The organism is Bacillus sp. UMB0893, from assembly GCF_002858905.1.
Classification (GTDB): domain Bacteria; phylum Bacillota; class Bacilli; order Bacillales; family Bacillaceae; genus Bacillus_P.
On sequence record NZ_PKLB01000006.1, the window covers coordinates 86,270 to 102,612 of the forward strand.

16 protein-coding genes are annotated in these 16,343 nt (G+C 36.7%); 5 read left to right on the top strand and 11 right to left on the bottom strand.

What is annotated here, in order from left to right; all coding sequences use genetic code 11:
• Nucleotides 1-107 precede the first annotated feature (107 nt).
• Nucleotides 108-1,088 carry a M23 family metallopeptidase gene (locus tag CYJ36_RS14040; protein WP_374702815.1) on the top strand — a complete coding sequence of 327 codons (981 nt, stop codon included), beginning with the start codon at nucleotides 108-110 and terminating at the stop codon, nucleotides 1,086-1,088.
• Nucleotides 1,089-1,130: 42 nt separating this feature from the next.
• On the opposite strand, the gene CYJ36_RS23405 is transcribed toward CYJ36_RS14040, so the two are convergent.
• The 9 genes from CYJ36_RS23405 to CYJ36_RS14080 all read right to left on the bottom strand — a co-directional run bounded on the left by CYJ36_RS23405 (nucleotide 1,131) and on the right by CYJ36_RS14080 (nucleotide 9,906).
• Nucleotides 1,131-1,235, bottom strand: coding sequence for a methionine/alanine import family NSS transporter small subunit (locus tag CYJ36_RS23405; protein ID WP_142382712.1), 105 nt, complete (start codon nucleotides 1,233-1,235; stop codon nucleotides 1,131-1,133).
• Nucleotides 1,235-2,740, bottom strand: coding sequence for a sodium-dependent transporter (locus tag CYJ36_RS14045; protein WP_101567892.1), 1,506 nt, complete (start codon nucleotides 2,738-2,740; stop codon nucleotides 1,235-1,237). The genes CYJ36_RS23405 and CYJ36_RS14045 overlap by 1 nt, the downstream gene beginning before the upstream one ends.
• A gap of 293 nt (nucleotides 2,741-3,033) precedes the next feature.
• A complete protein-coding gene (yunB, locus tag CYJ36_RS14050) occupies nucleotides 3,034-3,801 on the bottom strand; it encodes a sporulation protein YunB (RefSeq protein ID WP_101567893.1) in 768 nt (255 codons plus the stop codon).
• A 117-nt stretch (nucleotides 3,802-3,918) separates the two neighbouring features.
• Nucleotides 3,919-4,221: a YunC family protein gene (locus CYJ36_RS14055; RefSeq protein ID WP_101567894.1), complete on the bottom strand. Its 303-nt coding sequence runs from the start codon at nucleotides 4,219-4,221 to the stop codon at nucleotides 3,919-3,921.
• Between the two features lie 61 nt (nucleotides 4,222-4,282).
• The gene (locus CYJ36_RS14060) at nucleotides 4,283-5,686 is read right to left on the bottom strand and encodes a bifunctional metallophosphatase/5'-nucleotidase (RefSeq protein WP_101567895.1); all 1,404 of its coding nucleotides are present in this window, start codon (nucleotides 5,684-5,686) and stop codon (nucleotides 4,283-4,285) included.
• A 107-nt stretch (nucleotides 5,687-5,793) separates the two neighbouring features.
• Entirely contained in the window at nucleotides 5,794-6,621 is an 828-nt protein-coding gene (locus CYJ36_RS14065; RefSeq protein ID WP_101568142.1) for a sulfite exporter TauE/SafE family protein, read from the bottom strand.
• Nucleotides 6,622-6,628: 7 nt separating this feature from the next.
• Nucleotides 6,629-7,495 (bottom strand): DUF72 domain-containing protein, encoded by an 867-nt coding sequence (locus tag CYJ36_RS14070; protein WP_101567896.1) that lies wholly within the window; start codon nucleotides 7,493-7,495, stop codon nucleotides 6,629-6,631.
• Between the two features lie 232 nt (nucleotides 7,496-7,727).
• On the bottom strand, nucleotides 7,728-7,955 hold the full coding sequence (locus tag CYJ36_RS14075) for a hypothetical protein (protein WP_101567897.1): 228 nt from the start codon (nucleotides 7,953-7,955) through the stop codon (nucleotides 7,728-7,730).
• 1,039 nt (nucleotides 7,956-8,994) lie between these two features.
• Nucleotides 8,995-9,906, bottom strand: a complete 912-nt coding sequence (locus CYJ36_RS14080) for a DMT family transporter (RefSeq protein ID WP_101567898.1) — start codon at nucleotides 9,904-9,906, stop codon at nucleotides 8,995-8,997.
• Nucleotides 9,907-10,508: 602 nt separating this feature from the next.
• Between CYJ36_RS14080 and CYJ36_RS14085 the strand changes: the two genes are divergently transcribed.
• Both CYJ36_RS14085 and CYJ36_RS14090 read left to right on the top strand, forming a co-directional pair.
• On the top strand, nucleotides 10,509-11,123 hold the full coding sequence (locus CYJ36_RS14085; protein ID WP_101567899.1) for a YitT family protein: 615 nt from the start codon (nucleotides 10,509-10,511) through the stop codon (nucleotides 11,121-11,123).
• A 255-nt stretch (nucleotides 11,124-11,378) separates the two neighbouring features.
• A complete protein-coding gene (locus tag CYJ36_RS14090) occupies nucleotides 11,379-12,845 on the top strand; it encodes a spore germination protein (protein ID WP_101567900.1) in 1,467 nt (488 codons plus the stop codon).
• 79 nt (nucleotides 12,846-12,924) lie between these two features.
• On the opposite strand, the gene CYJ36_RS14095 is transcribed toward CYJ36_RS14090, so the two are convergent.
• Together CYJ36_RS14095 and CYJ36_RS14100 are read right to left on the bottom strand one after the other, a co-directional pair.
• Complete coding sequence (locus CYJ36_RS14095) at nucleotides 12,925-13,482, bottom strand: histidine phosphatase family protein (RefSeq protein ID WP_101567901.1); 558 nt, start codon at nucleotides 13,480-13,482, stop codon at nucleotides 12,925-12,927.
• The gene (locus tag CYJ36_RS14100; protein ID WP_101567902.1) at nucleotides 13,464-14,234 is read right to left on the bottom strand and encodes a phosphosulfolactate synthase; all 771 of its coding nucleotides are present in this window, start codon (nucleotides 14,232-14,234) and stop codon (nucleotides 13,464-13,466) included. The genes CYJ36_RS14095 and CYJ36_RS14100 overlap by 19 nt, the downstream gene beginning before the upstream one ends.
• A gap of 237 nt (nucleotides 14,235-14,471) precedes the next feature.
• On the opposite strand from CYJ36_RS14100, the gene CYJ36_RS14105 reads away from it, so the two are divergent.
• Nucleotides 14,472-15,704 (top strand): MFS transporter, encoded by a 1,233-nt coding sequence (locus CYJ36_RS14105; protein ID WP_374702816.1) that lies wholly within the window; start codon nucleotides 14,472-14,474, stop codon nucleotides 15,702-15,704.
• A 12-nt stretch (nucleotides 15,705-15,716) separates the two neighbouring features.
• On the top strand, nucleotides 15,717-16,004 hold the full coding sequence (locus CYJ36_RS14110; protein WP_101567904.1) for a hypothetical protein: 288 nt from the start codon (nucleotides 15,717-15,719) through the stop codon (nucleotides 16,002-16,004).
• Nucleotides 16,005-16,343 lie beyond the last annotated feature (339 nt).

Here is a 16,343-nt window from a genome sequence, read left to right on the forward strand (position 1 = left end):
GGAAAGAGATTACATCAATTTCTAACATTTTCTACATATGATTTTTCATTATTACACCAAACTAAGATTATGAAAATGGTTTAAAGGAGACCGGTAGTGTGAGAAAAATATGGATCCTGTTAGTTCTCTGTCTTTTCTGTACTTCTATCCCGCATCGGGTATTGGGAGCAGATAAAAGTATAGAGCAAATCAATCAAGAAAGAATGAACTTATTTAAAAAAGCTGAAACCATAACACAAATTCCCTGGTACGTACTGGCATCTATTGATCAGTATGAGCGTAATGTAAGAAGAACCCGGAATGATATACCTAAGGCAAAGGGTGTCATTGGAATATATGTAAGGCCTGAGATTTGGACAGGCATGCAAAACCCAGATAAACTTGACCAAAATCCTGCGAGTATTGCATTGTTCGGAGGAATTGGCATCGATGGAAATGATGATGGTAGAGCAGATCCGAATAATGACGAAGATGTATTATTTACATTCGCATCCTATTTGCTTTCTTATGGAACAGATCTTGAAAATATTAAAATTGGTCTCTGGGATTATTATCAGCGTGACAAATCAATAGGACTCATATCAGGACATTTAAAGCTTTTTCAAAAATACGGAAGACTTGACCTTGATCAGCATTCCTTCCCAGTGCCACTCCGCTTTAACTACAGTTATAAAAATACGTGGGGAGATGCAAGAGGCTGGGGAGGCCTCAGAATTCATGAAGGAACAGATATTTTTGCAAACTATGGTGTCCCTGTACGTTCTACATGTTTTGGCATCATTGAAATGAAGGGATGGAACCGTTTCGGAGGATGGCGGCTCGGAATACGCGACAGCTCCAATACCTATCATTACTTTGCCCATCTGAATGGATTTGCTGAAGGGTTACAGGTTGGACAAATTGTTGAGCCGGGACAGCTGATTGGTTCTGTCGGCAGTTCGGGGTATGGCCCGCCAGGAACATCTGGAAAATTCCCGCCTCACCTTCACTACGGAATGTATAAGGATAACGGCAGAACAGAATGGTCTTATGACCCATATCCGCAATTAAAAGCTTGGGAACGGGCTGAATATAGGAAAAAAAAGTAATAACAAAAAGAGTCAGCTCAATAATGGCTGACTCGCATTTTGTTATGATTTTTTCGCTTGTATTACTGCATGTGCTATGCTGGCGGCCAATCCGCCCCATATAACAATCATTCCAACAACCATCATAGTAATTGCTCCGCCGCTCATTAGCGTGATACCTCCTTGTCAATTGGAAGCTGGGCCGTTTCTTTTTTCCAAGTGATGAAGGAGAAAAGGATTCCTGCAAGCAGCGCTCCTGCTGCAACCAGCCAGCCTGAATATAAAAGGAAATCGCTAGTGTATGCTCCGTCGCCATATGGCTCAGCTCTAAGTTTATCAAACATCATATAGCCCAATACAATTGGCGTAACAACCCCTAAGCATATTTTCCACCAAGAACCAAGCTGAATATCTGAAATTTGATTTGCGTGTTTTTGAAGATCTGTTAATTGTCTTAACACCCACACAACAACTATAACCTCCACAAATCCTGCAAGTGTTACACCGAAGCTGTTAATGAACTCATCTGCAACGTCCAGGAAATTAATTCCGCCTCTTGTCGCAAATAAAAGGGAAATGACAGCTGAAACTCCTCCGCCGGCTAAAACAGCCTTTGTGCGAGAAATATTGAACTTGTCCTGAACGCCTGCTACAAAAGTCTCAACAATTGAAATGAGTGACGTTAATCCTGCAAGTGTAAGGGACGCAAAGAATAAGAAGCCAAAAAATCCATTAAATGCAGGAAACTCATTAATAATTTGAGGGAATACAACGAAAGCAAGTCCAATTCCTTTCGTAACCACTTCATTCACCGGAACTCCTTGCTGCATGGCCATGAATCCTAATGCACTGAATACACCGATACCTGCAAGCAATTCGAATGCAGAGTTCCCGAACCCAGTGATAAATGCGTTATTGGTAATATCTGATTTTTTCGGAAGGTAGCTTGAATACGTAACCATGATTGCAAATGCAATAGACAAACTGAAGAAAATCTGTCCATACGCTGCAATCCAGACTTTACCGCTGAAGATCGTGTCCCAATTCGGTTTGAAAAATGCTTCTAAACCTTGTGCTGCACCTTCTAAAGTTAACGCACGAATGACAATAATTAAAAATAAAACGACTAAAGTAGGAATAAAAATTTTGTTGGCTCTTTCGATTCCTTTTTTAACACCTGCAAATAAAACAGCCAATGTAACAATCCAAACAATCAAGAGAGGCAATAACACACCAGGAGCAAATCCCCCTAACTCACCTGGAGCAGCAGCCTGCAAATAATCTTTAAATAAGAAGCCTTCAGTGTCGTCTCCCCAGCTTAAATTAAACGAAAATGCACTATAAGAGATAGCCCAGGCGATAATAACAGAATAATAAGTTGAAATGACAAATGCGATTGCGACCTGCCACCAGCCAAGCCATTCAAATTTTTTGCTCAGTCTTGCATATGTTAATGGTGCAGAACCACGATATTTATGACCAAGAGTAAATTCCATAACAAGAAGCGGAATACCCGCTGTTAATAACGCGAACAAATATGGAATGAAGAAGGATCCTCCTCCATTTTCATATGCAACTCCAGGAAATCTCCAAATATTCCCTAACCCAATTGCTGATCCGACAGCTGCCAATATAAAACCTGCCCTTGTTCCCCATTCTGGTCGATTCTCCATTATGCATTCCTCCTGATTGCTTTTAAAAAATTGAAGAGTGTAAATTTTTATTATTTTCTGATATATTATGACTTATTTCATTATAATCCGACATTTTTCCTATGTCAAAAAACTTTTTTAAATTTTACTATATTAAAATGATAATGCGTTCCTGTATTAAGTGAATTAATAAGGTGGTATGATAGATGTTTATAAAAAAGCAAGCACAAACTTAAATCTAACGGAACTGAAATCGCTTTTTTCCATTAAAAAAGACAGAGTCATTTTGATCCCTGTCTTAAACCTTCAATATTTTATCTTCCTGATGATCCCTCTGGAACATCGATCGCAGGCGGAGAACCTGCCCCGCCTCCATTATAATAGCTTGGGACCTGACCTTGTACTGCTTTTATCGCAATTGGAATTGTATTTTTGACGGTTGCCGTTTTAGTAGAAAAGGGGATTACCACTTCTACATTTACTACGATTTCAACTGCAATTTCAATTAAAGCATTGTTAATGCCATATTGCTGGATGGTTTCTTTTACGTCAGTCTGTACTTCCCCTACAACATAGAAACGAACAGGAACCCTTGGACCTAAGTTCCCTATTAGAGCATTATTGGTTGCCTGACCGAGGGGGATGGAATAGACAATTCCTTCTCCTTGCTTGCTTTTAGCAATCTTTTCTCCTTCAGGAAGATCAAGTGCATCTACGTTCCCTTCAGAAGCCTGCTTTAAATTCATTTGTATTTTATCGGTTGTTTCCGCAAGAACGGTTTGGATATATTGAGCATTAAAATCAATGGTCGTGACCGTGCCATCTGCATTCGTATCAACTACAAAAAGCTCATTTACATTCAAATCTTTTTTCACATCTTTATTGATTGCATTTTGGATAACAAGCGTTGCAATCCGCTTTGTTTCCGTTTCTGCAACTGTCATTAGCGTCGGTTCTATACCTTTATTAATAATCCAGAGACCAGCTGCTGTTGAAAAAATGAAAAATACGAGTGTTAAAAGGAATACGTAACGAAAAGGAAGAGGTCCTTTTCTGGATGGGCGACTGCGGAATCTGGCCAAAAATAAATCCCCCCTTCATGCTATATGTATGCAGTCTAGGGGGGATGTACGCATTATTTTTATGATTGGGACGGAATTACATGCTATCTTACCCGATGTCATGCTTCCGTAATAGATTCAGATCATTCTTAAAAGTGCTTCTCTGCCGCTCATCCCTACATGAATGCCGCGATTCTCCGCTTCAAATGTTATGGATTCCAAAGGTGCATCAAGAAGCTGTTCAATGGTACGGACGCCGACGGCACGCCCAGCAATAATTCCGCGGTCTTTTAATTTTTCATTCAGCAAAGCAACATCAAGTGCTCCGCACATAATATATCCTTTTTCACTTGTCACAGCCATAAAGTTTGTTTTCGGCAACTTGATCGTGATAGCAGTAAATTGATTATTTTCAATTATTATTGATGTCATTGATACCATCGTTCTTTCACACTCCCTTCCTTCTACAATTTATGAAGGATGAAGACATGGAGTGTAGAAATTAGGCATTCTTGTATGTTTGTACCTGTTTTAGCTTCCAGGCGAGCAAATCACGAAGCATTTCTGGCATAAAATAAGTCTTTTTCTCAGCGTGCCCAATTTCAGGATAGAGAACTCCAAGAGTAAACATATCTACTGTAGCAACAGCATAGGTCCGATCAGGATCAATAGGTTCACCAAGAATCGTAATCTCCTTCACATGAAGAAGGCCATCGGCTAATCGTTCTGATCTGACCTTGATCCCGTCAAAAACCATTGTTCCCATGACTTTCCCGCGAAATCCCAGGCCTTTTAGCTGGAGCTGCTCCATTCTCTTACTTCTCGCTTCTATAATCACTTCTTTTAACACATCGCCCTTTAAATAAACGGTGCAAGGATTGATGGGATGCGGACAAATTCTATGCAGATCCTTTTTCGTAACAGGACCTTTCTTAAGCGGCTCGAGCAGCATCCCTGCATTTACCATACTGACTTCTGCGTTGCACCACTCTTTTATTGCAGTTGCCAAAAATTGCGGAAATTCTGATGGCTGAAACCAATCCAATCCTAAATCTTCTTCTAAAACGGCAACAGTTTCTGAAAGAATTACATCACTCTTACGCTTTTCTTTCAAAAGAAATTGCTTTGTTTCTCCACATTCTTGTTCAGCTTCTATGTTGATAACATCCGCTGACTTGTTCAGCAATCTGTGGTTATTATCCACAGATAGAGCAACATGTCCAATTAATCCACAATTTTTCCCTGCACCTGTTAATAAGGTGCCGTAAAGCATTTTTCCCTTTTCAAAAATATGATGAGTGTGAGCTCCTAAAATGACATCTATTTCTGGAAACTCTTTTGCGATAATTTCATCATCATTTATTCCTAAATGTGAAAGCAGGATAATGATATCTGCCTCCTCTTTCACCTGTTCAAGCGTTTCAAGCAAGCTTTGGAAAGGATCTTTAATGATCCAGCCCAGTAATTTGTAGAATTTTTCATAATAAACGCTTACTCCTAGCAATGCTGCTTTTGTTCCATTAGAGAGAGTTATGATTTCAAATGGCTTTACCCAATCCGGCCGTTCTCCAAATTCTGTGTATAAATTTGAAAGGATCACTGGAAACTTTGCATGTGAATATAATGTGTTTAATGCTTCATGCGGAAGTGTAATCCCTTCATTGTTGCCGATTGTTGCTGCATCATACTCCAGATCATTCAATAGATCCACATTCACTTTACCTTCTGATGCCTCTGTAATGGGATGAACACGATCGAGATGGTCGCCTACATCCACTAACAGCATATCTTCTCCATTTGCTGCATGCTTTTTTTTCATTCTTTTTATATAGTGAGCTACTTTCGGCCAGTTATCAAAATAGCTGTGCAAGTCATTTGTATGATATAGATGAATGGTCTCTGCCATTTGCATTCTCCTCATTATTAAAAACTGTTTTCACAGGTTACATAGCAATTTCTAAAATTGCTTGTATGATAATACGATTGAAAAGCAACAAATCTTTTAGAAAAGCCTTATCTAAAAATACCTTCATAAATCAATTTCAATCCAACCACAATCAAGACAAGACGCAGCAGATTGATTAAGGTTTTGCCTGATAGCCTTGTCGCAATATAAGCACCGGCTTTGCCGCCTACCCACGCTCCTGGTATTAAAGCAAGCGCAAAAAGCCAGTTTACGTTTCCAAGAGCAATATGGATGACTGAGCTTGATATTCCAGATAAAAAGATGATAAACATAGATGTTGCAACGGCGATGTGCGCCGGGAATAAAAAGAGCAGAACCATAGCAGGAACCAGTAAGGATCCTCCTCCAATCCCAAATAAGCCTGAAATAAATCCGACGGCAAACGATATGAAAACAGCTGGAACAGGCCTATAGAAGTAGGAGGCTTCTGCTCCATCATCATTCAGATAGGAACGAATCACATCATTTGCACCTGGTTCCCTGTATTTTGGCTTCAACCTGTCTCTCAACATTAATAAAATAGAAACAGCGATCATAAAAATTCCAAAATAAAGGGAAAAAGATTCAACATTTAAAAATTTATTCACATAAGCTCCAATTAGTCCGCCCGGTCCGCTTCCAATAAAAAAGATGAATCCGCTTTTGTAATCTACTTTTTTTACCTTCATGTATGCCAACGTAGATGATAATCCCGTAAAAATAACAACAAGTAAAGAAGTTCCTACTGCTGTCTGCGGGGTAACATTTTCAAATATTGTAAAATAGGCTGAAGAAAACAGCATAGCTGGTACTACTATAATCCCTCCGCCCAAACCAACTAGACTTCCTATTGTTCCAGCAATAAATCCGATAAGGACAAGAAATACCCATTCCATAAGCAACTCATTTCCCTTCATTCTCACTGAACAAATCAAGCTGCCTTGGGGCTAATCCCTTATATTCTATGTTCAGAAGCTGAATCATTTGTTTTGCATTATCCGCTGCATCTCCGCCAGAATTATTATTAAATAGCAGGTAAATATCCTTTGTGGTTCTTTTTAATTCAGCTAAATGCTCTCCCCACTCCTTCAGTTCCTCCTGATTGTACCGATAGAGATATCTGACTTCCCGCCAATCCTGCCCATTAGCAGGCTTTGTCCATCCATGCACATTCCGGCCATGCATCCGAATCAGGGTTCTATCTTTATCTGTTGCTCTCAGTACAGCCGGGATAGATCCGGTTCCTGCCTGAGGCTCGTCGCAGATGCTGTGAATCCATTTCTCTTCTTCCATAAAAGAGAGTGTTTTCTCATATGTATTTGGTTCAAACCATGATTGATGCCTGAATTCCAAAGCAACTGGGATTGTACCCATTCTCTCACGGCACCATCGCAAATAACTGACATTTTCTTTTTTGCAGTCAAACCATGGCGGAAATTGAAATAAAACCATTGCCAGTTTATTTGCAGCTTGATATGGCTTGATTGATTGATTAAACGCAAAGAACATCTCTTCTTTCGTATCGAACGGGATATCTCCACGCTGATGTCCTGTCATGCCCTGATAGGCTTTTACAATAAATTTAAAGGAATCTGGAGTATCCCTCACCCATTTTTCGGCATTGCGCTCAGGCTGAACAGCATAGAAGCTGGCATCCACTTCAACAATTGGAAAATGTCCAGAATACTCCTTTAGCTTATCACCTGAAGCAATGCCCCTATGATAGAGCGTATCATGATCTCCCCAGCCTGTAAGTCCTATGTATATCAAGGCAATCCAGCCTCCTTTATTCCGTTTAACGGGCATTACAATCCCTATTGATGAAAGTTTCACTTTATCCTTACATAATACTACAAGCTATTTTTATTTTCATTTATAGATGATTTTACAAAAAGAAAATATATGTTGTATTAAGCGTAAGGGGAAAAAAAGATTATTCTATATTCCTATATTAACGGTGTTTTTCTAGTTACACTTGGTATTTAAGCTTTTCATCTTTAATTTAGGCTGTTTTTTCACATTGATTATTGTTTTTGGTTATTAGTTGTACCCGTGGATTTCCGCCTTTATGAAAAGAACCTAAATTTAAGTTGAAACGCCTTTGAGATGATGCTTGAATTCCAGGATGGCGGCTGCTTATTTTCAAAAATAGGGCTTTCATTTTCGATAAAGCATCTCTTTTTTGCAAAAATGAGGCTTTTATTATCGAATTTGTACGTTTTATTTTCATTTTTACAAAAATACCCTTTTTAAACCACTAAAAAAGCTCGCCTTAAAAAGACGAGCTTTTTTTCATTCTATTAACCGAACGAGAGTTTTCTAACTGTTTTTTGCAAGTAAAAAAATCGCATTAAACCAACATTTTTATATTTTGTATATCCAAACCTCTTCAAACTTTTTTAGTATAAGTCGGCACAAAATCGGCACGTTGATCATCTTTAAAGAGGTCAGTTTCTACTTATAATAACATAATCGCAAGAAAAAGAATCGTTCCTAACATGATAATTATATCTTTATCAGCTTCATCAAACCAGACGTCTTTTATTTTGAAACATTCTTTTATACTTGCCCGTATATTAAATATGCGTGTCGATAATTTGGGAGGATATGAGGAGAAATAAGTTTGTCCATTAACAAGATTAGAAATTTGATTTCTCAACTAAAAAAGACAAGGACGGCAAACCTGCCCAAATCCTTATCTTTTCTGATTTTATGAAACTCTATGGGATTCACAACCCCAAGCAGACGAGGTACCGGAAACCTATTAATCTCATTTTACCCTCTCCGTTCAAGATTTGCCTTTCCATAAATTTATATATTTAACTTACCTCTATTGAATGGTCATTCTATTATTTCCGTCAACGAGTGACCATTCTGTTTGCAAAATGGTTTGCAAAAAAACACTCAATAGAGTATGGGTTAAAATTTAAATTAAAACAGTATTTGTAGCCTTGAAATTAAGTTTGATTAAAAAACTCTATAAACCTTGATAAAAGAACAAATTAGAAAAAGCGTGTTTTGAAAAAAAGATTGATCATTTCTGTGAACCTTATTCAATTAAAGCACCCGATTGTTGAAGATCCTCCTAGAGCATCCACGCTGCATGGATATTCCAGAAAAGCCCCCGATTGTGAAATAAAGGACACGATCCACTATTTGTGAATTGCGCCCGATTGCTGAACAACTAATAAAGGATTAATAAACGCGTCTTCTTATTAAAATCACTCAGTGCACATATAATTCTGTTTTAAAAGGATCTATAATTGATCTTATTTTTTCTCTACATAGATACTAAAGACACCTAAGACAAATAATAAAATAACACCGAGTAAAGTTGTTGTAGACCAAGATAATCTTGGATCGAAAAGTTGAAAGAAAAATGTAAACACAGGTATGAAGCAGAGCGACATCATCACTAAGAACGTCTCACAATATTGAATACCTTTCTGTAATAAATACATTGGGATTAAGACACCTGCAATTGTTACAAGCAAAATCCACTGTACGTTAGTAAAAATATAGTCAACCAAAATATCGTAGGTGAAAATAAAAGATAAAAGTACGATACCATAAAAACGGTGTGTTAAAATCATAGAACTTGTCCACCCGGCCGAACTTAATAGCTTTGAATAGTTCGTACAGAGTACAGCTCCTAGACCACAAAAAACACTAGCTATTACACCTAAAATAGTATTTATATTTTGATTCATTTGAACACCAGAATTACCATTAAAGATAGAAATGATTAATAAGAAGCATGCTAACAAAGTACCCAGTGCAATTCCCCACTGCTCTTTAGCGACAATCTGTCGCTGTGTTAATGCAAGGAAAATGACAAATAATGGTCCTAACCCCATTTCAAGCGAACTAACGATTGCTGGTTCAATGAATTTCAATGCGAAGTAAAATCCCATAAAGGCTATTACAGAGGCCAAATTTAACTTAAGCAGCGATTGCCATGTTGATTTCCATTTATATTCTACTTTTTGATTTCTCGCAAAAAAGGAAAAAAAGCAAGCAGTCAAAAAGAAACTGATGCCCGTAAATACAAATGGATGCAAATTTTGTACACGGCTTGCGTAAAATACTTGACTAGTTGCAGTTAATAAAGCTGATAACAATAGCGCAATTACACCTATTGTATAAGTTCGTTTTTCAGAAATATTCTCTTTAAGCCCCATTTTTATATTCCTCAATTTCCTATGTATATATTAAAAAAATCATTCTAATTTTAACATGAATATCAAATTTTTCCTCATAGGCGTTATTCAACAATCAGGCCCTTTAGGGGCTCGATCCCGTCCGCAATACTGTTCACCCCCTACTTGCAGAAACTTGTTTGAGGCTGGTTGGGACATAGATCTCGTATAACAAGCGAAGCTATGAAACTACAAGTTAGGAATAGGGGCTACTGGCAAATCTATTAAGGGAAGTGATGAATTATATTAACAAATTACAAAATACCAAATACTTCCATAATCATATATTTAAAGGTAGGATATTTGGCATGCCTTCATTTATCTTAACATACCTAAAATCTTATTCCTTTAAAGAGGATTACTCCAAATCCTGCATATGTATTTACTTCAGTATTTCCCATACCTTTCATACAACAATCCTTTTCCTATTCAATATCATCGGAACAAAGAAATCTAAGTCAAGCTTTTAGCTCAATCATAATATTTTTCAATTCCTCATACAATGGACAAGGGGTAGGAATCCTTTAAGGGGGAAATGGCAAATGGGACATAATATTATGGAACAAAAAGGATCCTAAATATATATGAAAACACTCGAAACATATTTTTATTTAATTTGTGGAGCTTTTTTACAAGGAATGTCAATGTCTTTATTTTTATTCCCACACTCCATCCCTTCTGGTGGAGGAGCTGGGTTGGCTATCCTGATGAATCATTTCTTCCACTTACCACTTGGTTTCGCCCTATGGTTAGCAAATGCCGCCTTTTTAATATTTGCTCTGAACTTTTTTGGGTTTACATGGACTTTACGAACATTGTTTTCTGTCGCAGTTACTTCAACAACTGTCAGCACGATAACAACTCAGATTCCTCATTTTCATGTTCATATCCTCTTTGATATTTTAGTCGGAGGACTTATATTTGGAATAGGTGTCGGTATACTCATTCGAAAGGGTTCTTCTAGCGGAGGGATGGTTATTCCAGCCTTAATGATTTCCACCTCTCGAAAATGGAGCCCTGGTAAAGTAATGATGGGGATCAACCTATTAATATTCCTACTTACATCCATTGTCATTGATTATAAAATTGTAGCCTACGCAATCATCTGTCAGTTGATTTCGACGAATGTCATTGATTTCATATACAAATTTAGATTTCATAAAATTAACTTTTTATCCCCAAGTTGGCGAAATAGATAAGGTTGTCAGTTACGTTTTTTTCTCATTCTCCTACTTGTTAGGAGGCATCGGATAAAACCTCAGACAGCCTTTTCCTTATTTCATATCTATTTTCTGCAAGCTCATTTTCAATTCCTCCATATTTTCACTTCCTTTATTTTTTCTATAATTCATTAAAGATCAAAACGTTTATGAATAAGGTATGATTTTTTCTCCTTATGTCTATTATGTGGATAGCCTATTAGGAAATATTTGATATATGATGAAGGGTGAATTATGGAACAGCAAAAAGATAAGAAAGTGCTAGTAAATACAAATATTGAAGAAAATGTAGCCTATTTGCGTAATGAACTGGGAGTAGACAAAAGTTTTGATGTTATCCATTTAGATGTTGAGTATGCGGAACACAAAATGGCTATGTTTTTAGTAGATGGTTTGGTTAAAGACGATCTTCTACATCTATTAATGAAATTTTTAGCAAAAGTAACAAAAGAAGATCTCGAAAAGGATGTACTCAAAAAACTTTTAAGAACTTATATTCCTTATATTGAGATAAATACAACTGACGATTTAAACGAAGTCATTAGTGGGGTTTTATCAGGCCCGACCGCTCTAGTAGTGGACGGCATTGATGAAGTTATTTTAATTGATGCAAGGACCTACCCTGTTCGAGGACCTGAAGAACCTGATACGGAGAGAGTTGTTCGAGGTTCAAGGGATGGTTATGTTGAAACTATTGTTTTTAACACAGCCCTAACGAGAAGAAGAGTAAGGGATCCTTCACTCCGTATGGAATTTATGCAAGTTGGCCGGCGTTCCAAAACGGACGTAGTACTTTGTTATATAGAAGATATTGCTGACACTGACATGGTCAAAAAATTGAAAAATACAATATCCCAAATTGACACGGACGGTCTTCCAATGGCTGACAAAACCATTGAAGAATACATCTCCGGTAGTTTTTGGAATCCTTTTCCTGTGGTACGTTTTACCGAAAGGCCTGATACAGCAGCAACTCATCTTTTTGAAGGTCATGTCATTATTTTTGTTGATGGCTCACCTTCTGCCATGATCACACCAGTTACCTATTGGCATCACCTTCAGCATGCTGAAGAATACAGAAATAATCCAATCTCAGGGGCTTACCTAAGATTTGTACGTTATTTAGCAGTTTTTGTATCCATTTTTCTATTACCTTTGTGGTATTTATTCACGATTGATCCGAATCTCTTACCAGAAGGATTGGATTTTATTGGTCCTAATAAACAAGGAAATATCCCCTTGATAATGCAGTTCATGTTAATTGAAATAGGTCTCGATATGCTGCGTATGGCGGCCATTCACACCCCTACATCACTCGCAACAGCACTTGGTCTCGTTGCAGCATTAATGATTGGACAAATCGCTGTTGAAGTGGGTTTATTTACCAATGAAGTAATTTTGTACTTTTCTATTGTTGCCATAGGTACTTTCGCCACACCAAGTTATGAGCTCGGCCTTGCCAATCGACTTGTAAGAATTGTACTTTTAATACTAACTGCTATATTCCATACCCCTGGTTATATGGTTGGTACTGCTTTATTTATAATTTTTCTAGCAAGAATGGAATCTTTAGGTGTTCCATATTTATGGCCGTTTATTCCGTTTAATTATCGGGCCTTCCGTGATGTACTCGTACGCACACCAATCCCATTAAAAAACAGGCGACCTCGAATATTAAATCCTAAAGATCCTGATAGATAATGAAGATGTTAAATTGAGACTCTTTTGCTTATCTATAATAATAAATAATTGAAGATCCTAACAAAAAGGATCTTCTTTTTTATGAAAATCGTTCTATTATATTATTTTCATCAAAAGTTAGTGTATTGCATTCATTATTATGGACAGATATTTGATTCATTTGATTTATATGTCCATATTGTACTAATGAAATAAAGGCTCTAATCCATGAACCATGGCCAAATATAAGAATATTATTACTTTCTTTATACTTTTTTAAAAAATTTATGATCCGTTCTTCCAATTTAACTATTCTTTCACCTAATACTAACTCTCTTGGATTTTCTAGCCAACTCACTCCAAGCTCACTAATCATATTTCCTTTTGGACGACCTTCAAACCGTCCAAAATTCAATTCGTCCAATAAGACATCTGTCTTAGCATCCATTCCATATAATTGAGCTGTTTGATGTGTTCTTTTCAACGTACTTGCTAAAACGAATTCAAAAGGAGAAAGCTTTTTTAAATGTTGTTGATTGGTTTCAATTTTATGTTGAATATCCTCCGTAATAGGCAATATATCAATATCTTGTCTCCCTTGTAGCCAGGTTTTTACATTCCATTCTGTTGGGAGATGTCTTATAAGGGTAATTTGCATCTATCTTCCCCCAAGAAAAAGGTTTCACATCTTAAGCCACAACGCTGAGCTTCTAATTGCAGCACATCATGAATTTTTACATTCCCTAAGTTAACATTTGTTCCAATTTCATTGATGAAATACATTTGTTGTTTGGCTGTTGGTGCTTCAAAAATGACTCGATTTACATCAATCCCTTTGACTAATTCACATATTAGATTGGTTTTAATATTTCCATTTTTTTGATAAATCCCAGATGTTCCAGAATCCCTTCCTTCTGTGATCACATAATCACTACCGGCTTCTAATAAATGTCTGATTTCATTCTTCCATTCTAAGATCGACATATCTGATTCCGTATCCTTTGAACCAACTTCAGCCAAAACGTGAAAATCATTTTTAATTTTTGAGATCATTTCACATCGCTCTTGTAATGAAATATGAAAAGTCCCATTTGAAATTTCCACCAATTGTATTCCTAAAGTCTTCAAACTCTTCAAATATTCATCCACTTTATTTTGCATGTATGATTTTTCAAATAACGTCCCACCACAATACGTCTTAATACCATATTCTCTGTATAATTGAATTTTTCCCTTTAAGTTTGGAGTCACATATGCAGAACCAATGCCAATTTTTGCTATATCTATAAAAGAGTGATAATCATGTAATATACTCTTTAACTCTCCAATCGAAATTCCTAAATCAATAATCGATGTAAGACCAAATTTTCTTTTTCCAACTGCTCTATTAGGCAATTCTAAAAAATCCATCCTCATGCGCCTCCTCTATTTACCACAGAATAGATTATTCAAAAAATGGGTGAATGTGTAGATTTTGGGCTTTTACCCATAAAAAGAACTGAAGGTAACAATGAATAAACGGTCCTACAACTCCAAACAATAAAATGATACTTCCATCGATGGGGAATTCTCCCCAATACGTGGTTTGTGTTTTTAGATTCTAAAGGATCAGAGGTGGAATCAGTGCCAAAGAAAAAACATAAAGGCATGACAATTACTGCAATAGGATCTATTCCGCTTATTCTCGTGCTAGGGAATTCAATGTTAATACCTATCTTGCCAAAAATGAAAAGTGAATTAGACATCTCACAATTTCAAACAAGTTTACTGATATCAGTTTTTTCCATAAGTGCCGCTATCATGATTCCGATATTAGGTTATCTCTCTGATCGCTTTTCACGAAAGGCAATCGTCATTCCTGCTCTCATTCTCTATGGCTGTGGAGGTATATTAGCCGGAGCTGCAGCCGCATGGTTTTCCAATGCCTACACTTGGATTCTTGCGGGACGTATTATACAAGGAATTGGGGCAGCTGGAACAACATCCATGGCGATGGCTTTGACGGGAGATTTATTTAAAGGTGGAGAACAAAGTAAGGTTTTAGGATTAGTTGAAGCTTCAAATGGATTCGGAAAAGTCGTTAGTCCTATTATCGGTTCATTACTTGCTCTTGTTGTCTGGTATGCTGTTTTTTTTGCCTTTCCTATTTTTTGTTTAGTTTCAATTCTATTAACGATGTTTTTTATTAAGGAAAAAAAAGCAAACAAAGAACCAACTCCTATAGGAAAGTATGTAAAAGGACTCGTCTCGGTTTTTAAAACAGAAGGACGTTGGATTCTTGTTGCTTATTTAGCAGGTGCAACTTGTCTATTCACCTTATTTGGGATTTTATTTTATATTTCTGACATTCTTGAGAAGGATCATGGAATTGATGGTGTGCTAAAAGGTGCTATTTTAGCCATCCCCCTCTTATTTATGACAATAACTTCTTATTTAACAGGTAGTAAAATTGGAAAAAAAATGAAGCGAATGAAATCTTTAATTGTATTTGGAATGTTACTTATGACAATTTCTTTTGCAAGTCTCGTGTTTTTTACGAACTTAATCCCATTTTTCGCTGTACTTGTTATAAGTAGTATTGGAACTGGGCTTGCACTACCATGTATTAACAGCTTTATAACAGGTTCCGTCTCAACAGATAAGAGAGGATTTGTTACTTCTTTATACGGATCTGTAAGATTTTTAGGGGTTGCTATTGGACCACCCGTATATAGTACATTAATGGACTGGTCCAGAACAGGTATGTTTTTAAGTACGGCAGGTTTAACACTGTTAGTTGGACTACTGTGTTTGGTTTTTATTCACGTTGGTAAGAAAGAACCTTCTAAAGAAAAGAATAAGAAAAAGGATACACTATTTGATAAATTACAATTTACGTAAGGAGAGATTAATTTGCCAATCTATTTTTCTCCAGAGGTTTTAACCCCATATTTTCAAATATTAAATGTGGTGGATGCTAAGGATAAAGCAGTAGGGAATATAGCTTTTTTATTTGATGAAAAAAAGATGTATGTTTATGGAATCTTAGAAGAAGAAGGGGTTGGAGCTGATTTTAAAGATTTAGTAACTCCTTATATTAAAGGTTTATCTAAAGCAAAACCCGGAATAGATGTATTCTCTTGTGTTTATGTTGGATGTAAAAAAATCACAATTAATACTGAAGAGGAAGATGAAGAATAATACAAACCTTCTACAAACACAAGATTCTATTTATGAAAAAGACTGGATCATAGGAGCCGTTATTTTCAAACATTCATCCTATTTTAGAGCCTCTAAAATAGACTAGTCACACCAAAGACGAGAAAATTAAGCCGAAAATCATTGTGGATAAGAAGAATATACGCTTTAAGAGAACATAAAAAAGTTCAAGATCTAGTTATAGAGCGGTTAAGGGATGCTTAATATAACGATGACTTTATTTTTGCAAAAATGGAACGGCAATACGGTTATCCCATCGTCATTAAAACCGTTCAAAACAGGATGGCACGTTTGCTTGCCATAGCCTCCATGTAACCAAAG

Excerpts from the sequence above, each read along its gene's own strand:
- CYJ36_RS14080 (WP_101567898.1), bottom strand. The coding sequence starts at position 9,906 with ATGGGGCTTAAAGAGAATATTTCTGAAAAACGAACTTATACAATAGGT.
- CYJ36_RS14100 (WP_101567902.1), bottom strand. The coding sequence starts at position 14,234 with ATGGATTTTTTAGAATTGCCTAATAGAGCAGTTGGAAAAAGAAAATTT.
- CYJ36_RS14085 (WP_101567899.1), top strand. The coding sequence starts at position 10,509 with ATGAAAACACTCGAAACATATTTTTATTTAATTTGTGGAGCTTTTTTA.
- CYJ36_RS14075 (WP_101567897.1), bottom strand. The coding sequence starts at position 7,955 with ATGAAAATAAAACGTACAAATTCGATAATAAAAGCCTCATTTTTGCAA.
- CYJ36_RS14090 (WP_101567900.1), top strand. The coding sequence starts at position 11,379 with ATGGAACAGCAAAAAGATAAGAAAGTGCTAGTAAATACAAATATTGAA.
- CYJ36_RS14095 (WP_101567901.1), bottom strand. The coding sequence starts at position 13,482 with ATGCAAATTACCCTTATAAGACATCTCCCAACAGAATGGAATGTAAAA.
- CYJ36_RS14045 (WP_101567892.1), bottom strand. The coding sequence starts at position 2,740 with ATGGAGAATCGACCAGAATGGGGAACAAGGGCAGGTTTTATATTGGCA.
- CYJ36_RS23405 (WP_142382712.1), bottom strand. The coding sequence starts at position 1,235 with ATGAGCGGCGGAGCAATTACTATGATGGTTGTTGGAATGATTGTTATA.
- CYJ36_RS14055 (WP_101567894.1), bottom strand. The coding sequence starts at position 4,221 with ATGGTATCAATGACATCAATAATAATTGAAAATAATCAATTTACTGCT.
- CYJ36_RS14065 (WP_101568142.1), bottom strand. The coding sequence starts at position 6,621 with ATGGAATGGGTATTTCTTGTCCTTATCGGATTTATTGCTGGAACAATA.
- CYJ36_RS14060 (WP_101567895.1), bottom strand. The coding sequence starts at position 5,686 with ATGGCAGAGACCATTCATCTATATCATACAAATGACTTGCACAGCTAT.
- CYJ36_RS14105 (WP_374702816.1), top strand. The coding sequence starts at position 14,472 with ATGACAATTACTGCAATAGGATCTATTCCGCTTATTCTCGTGCTAGGG.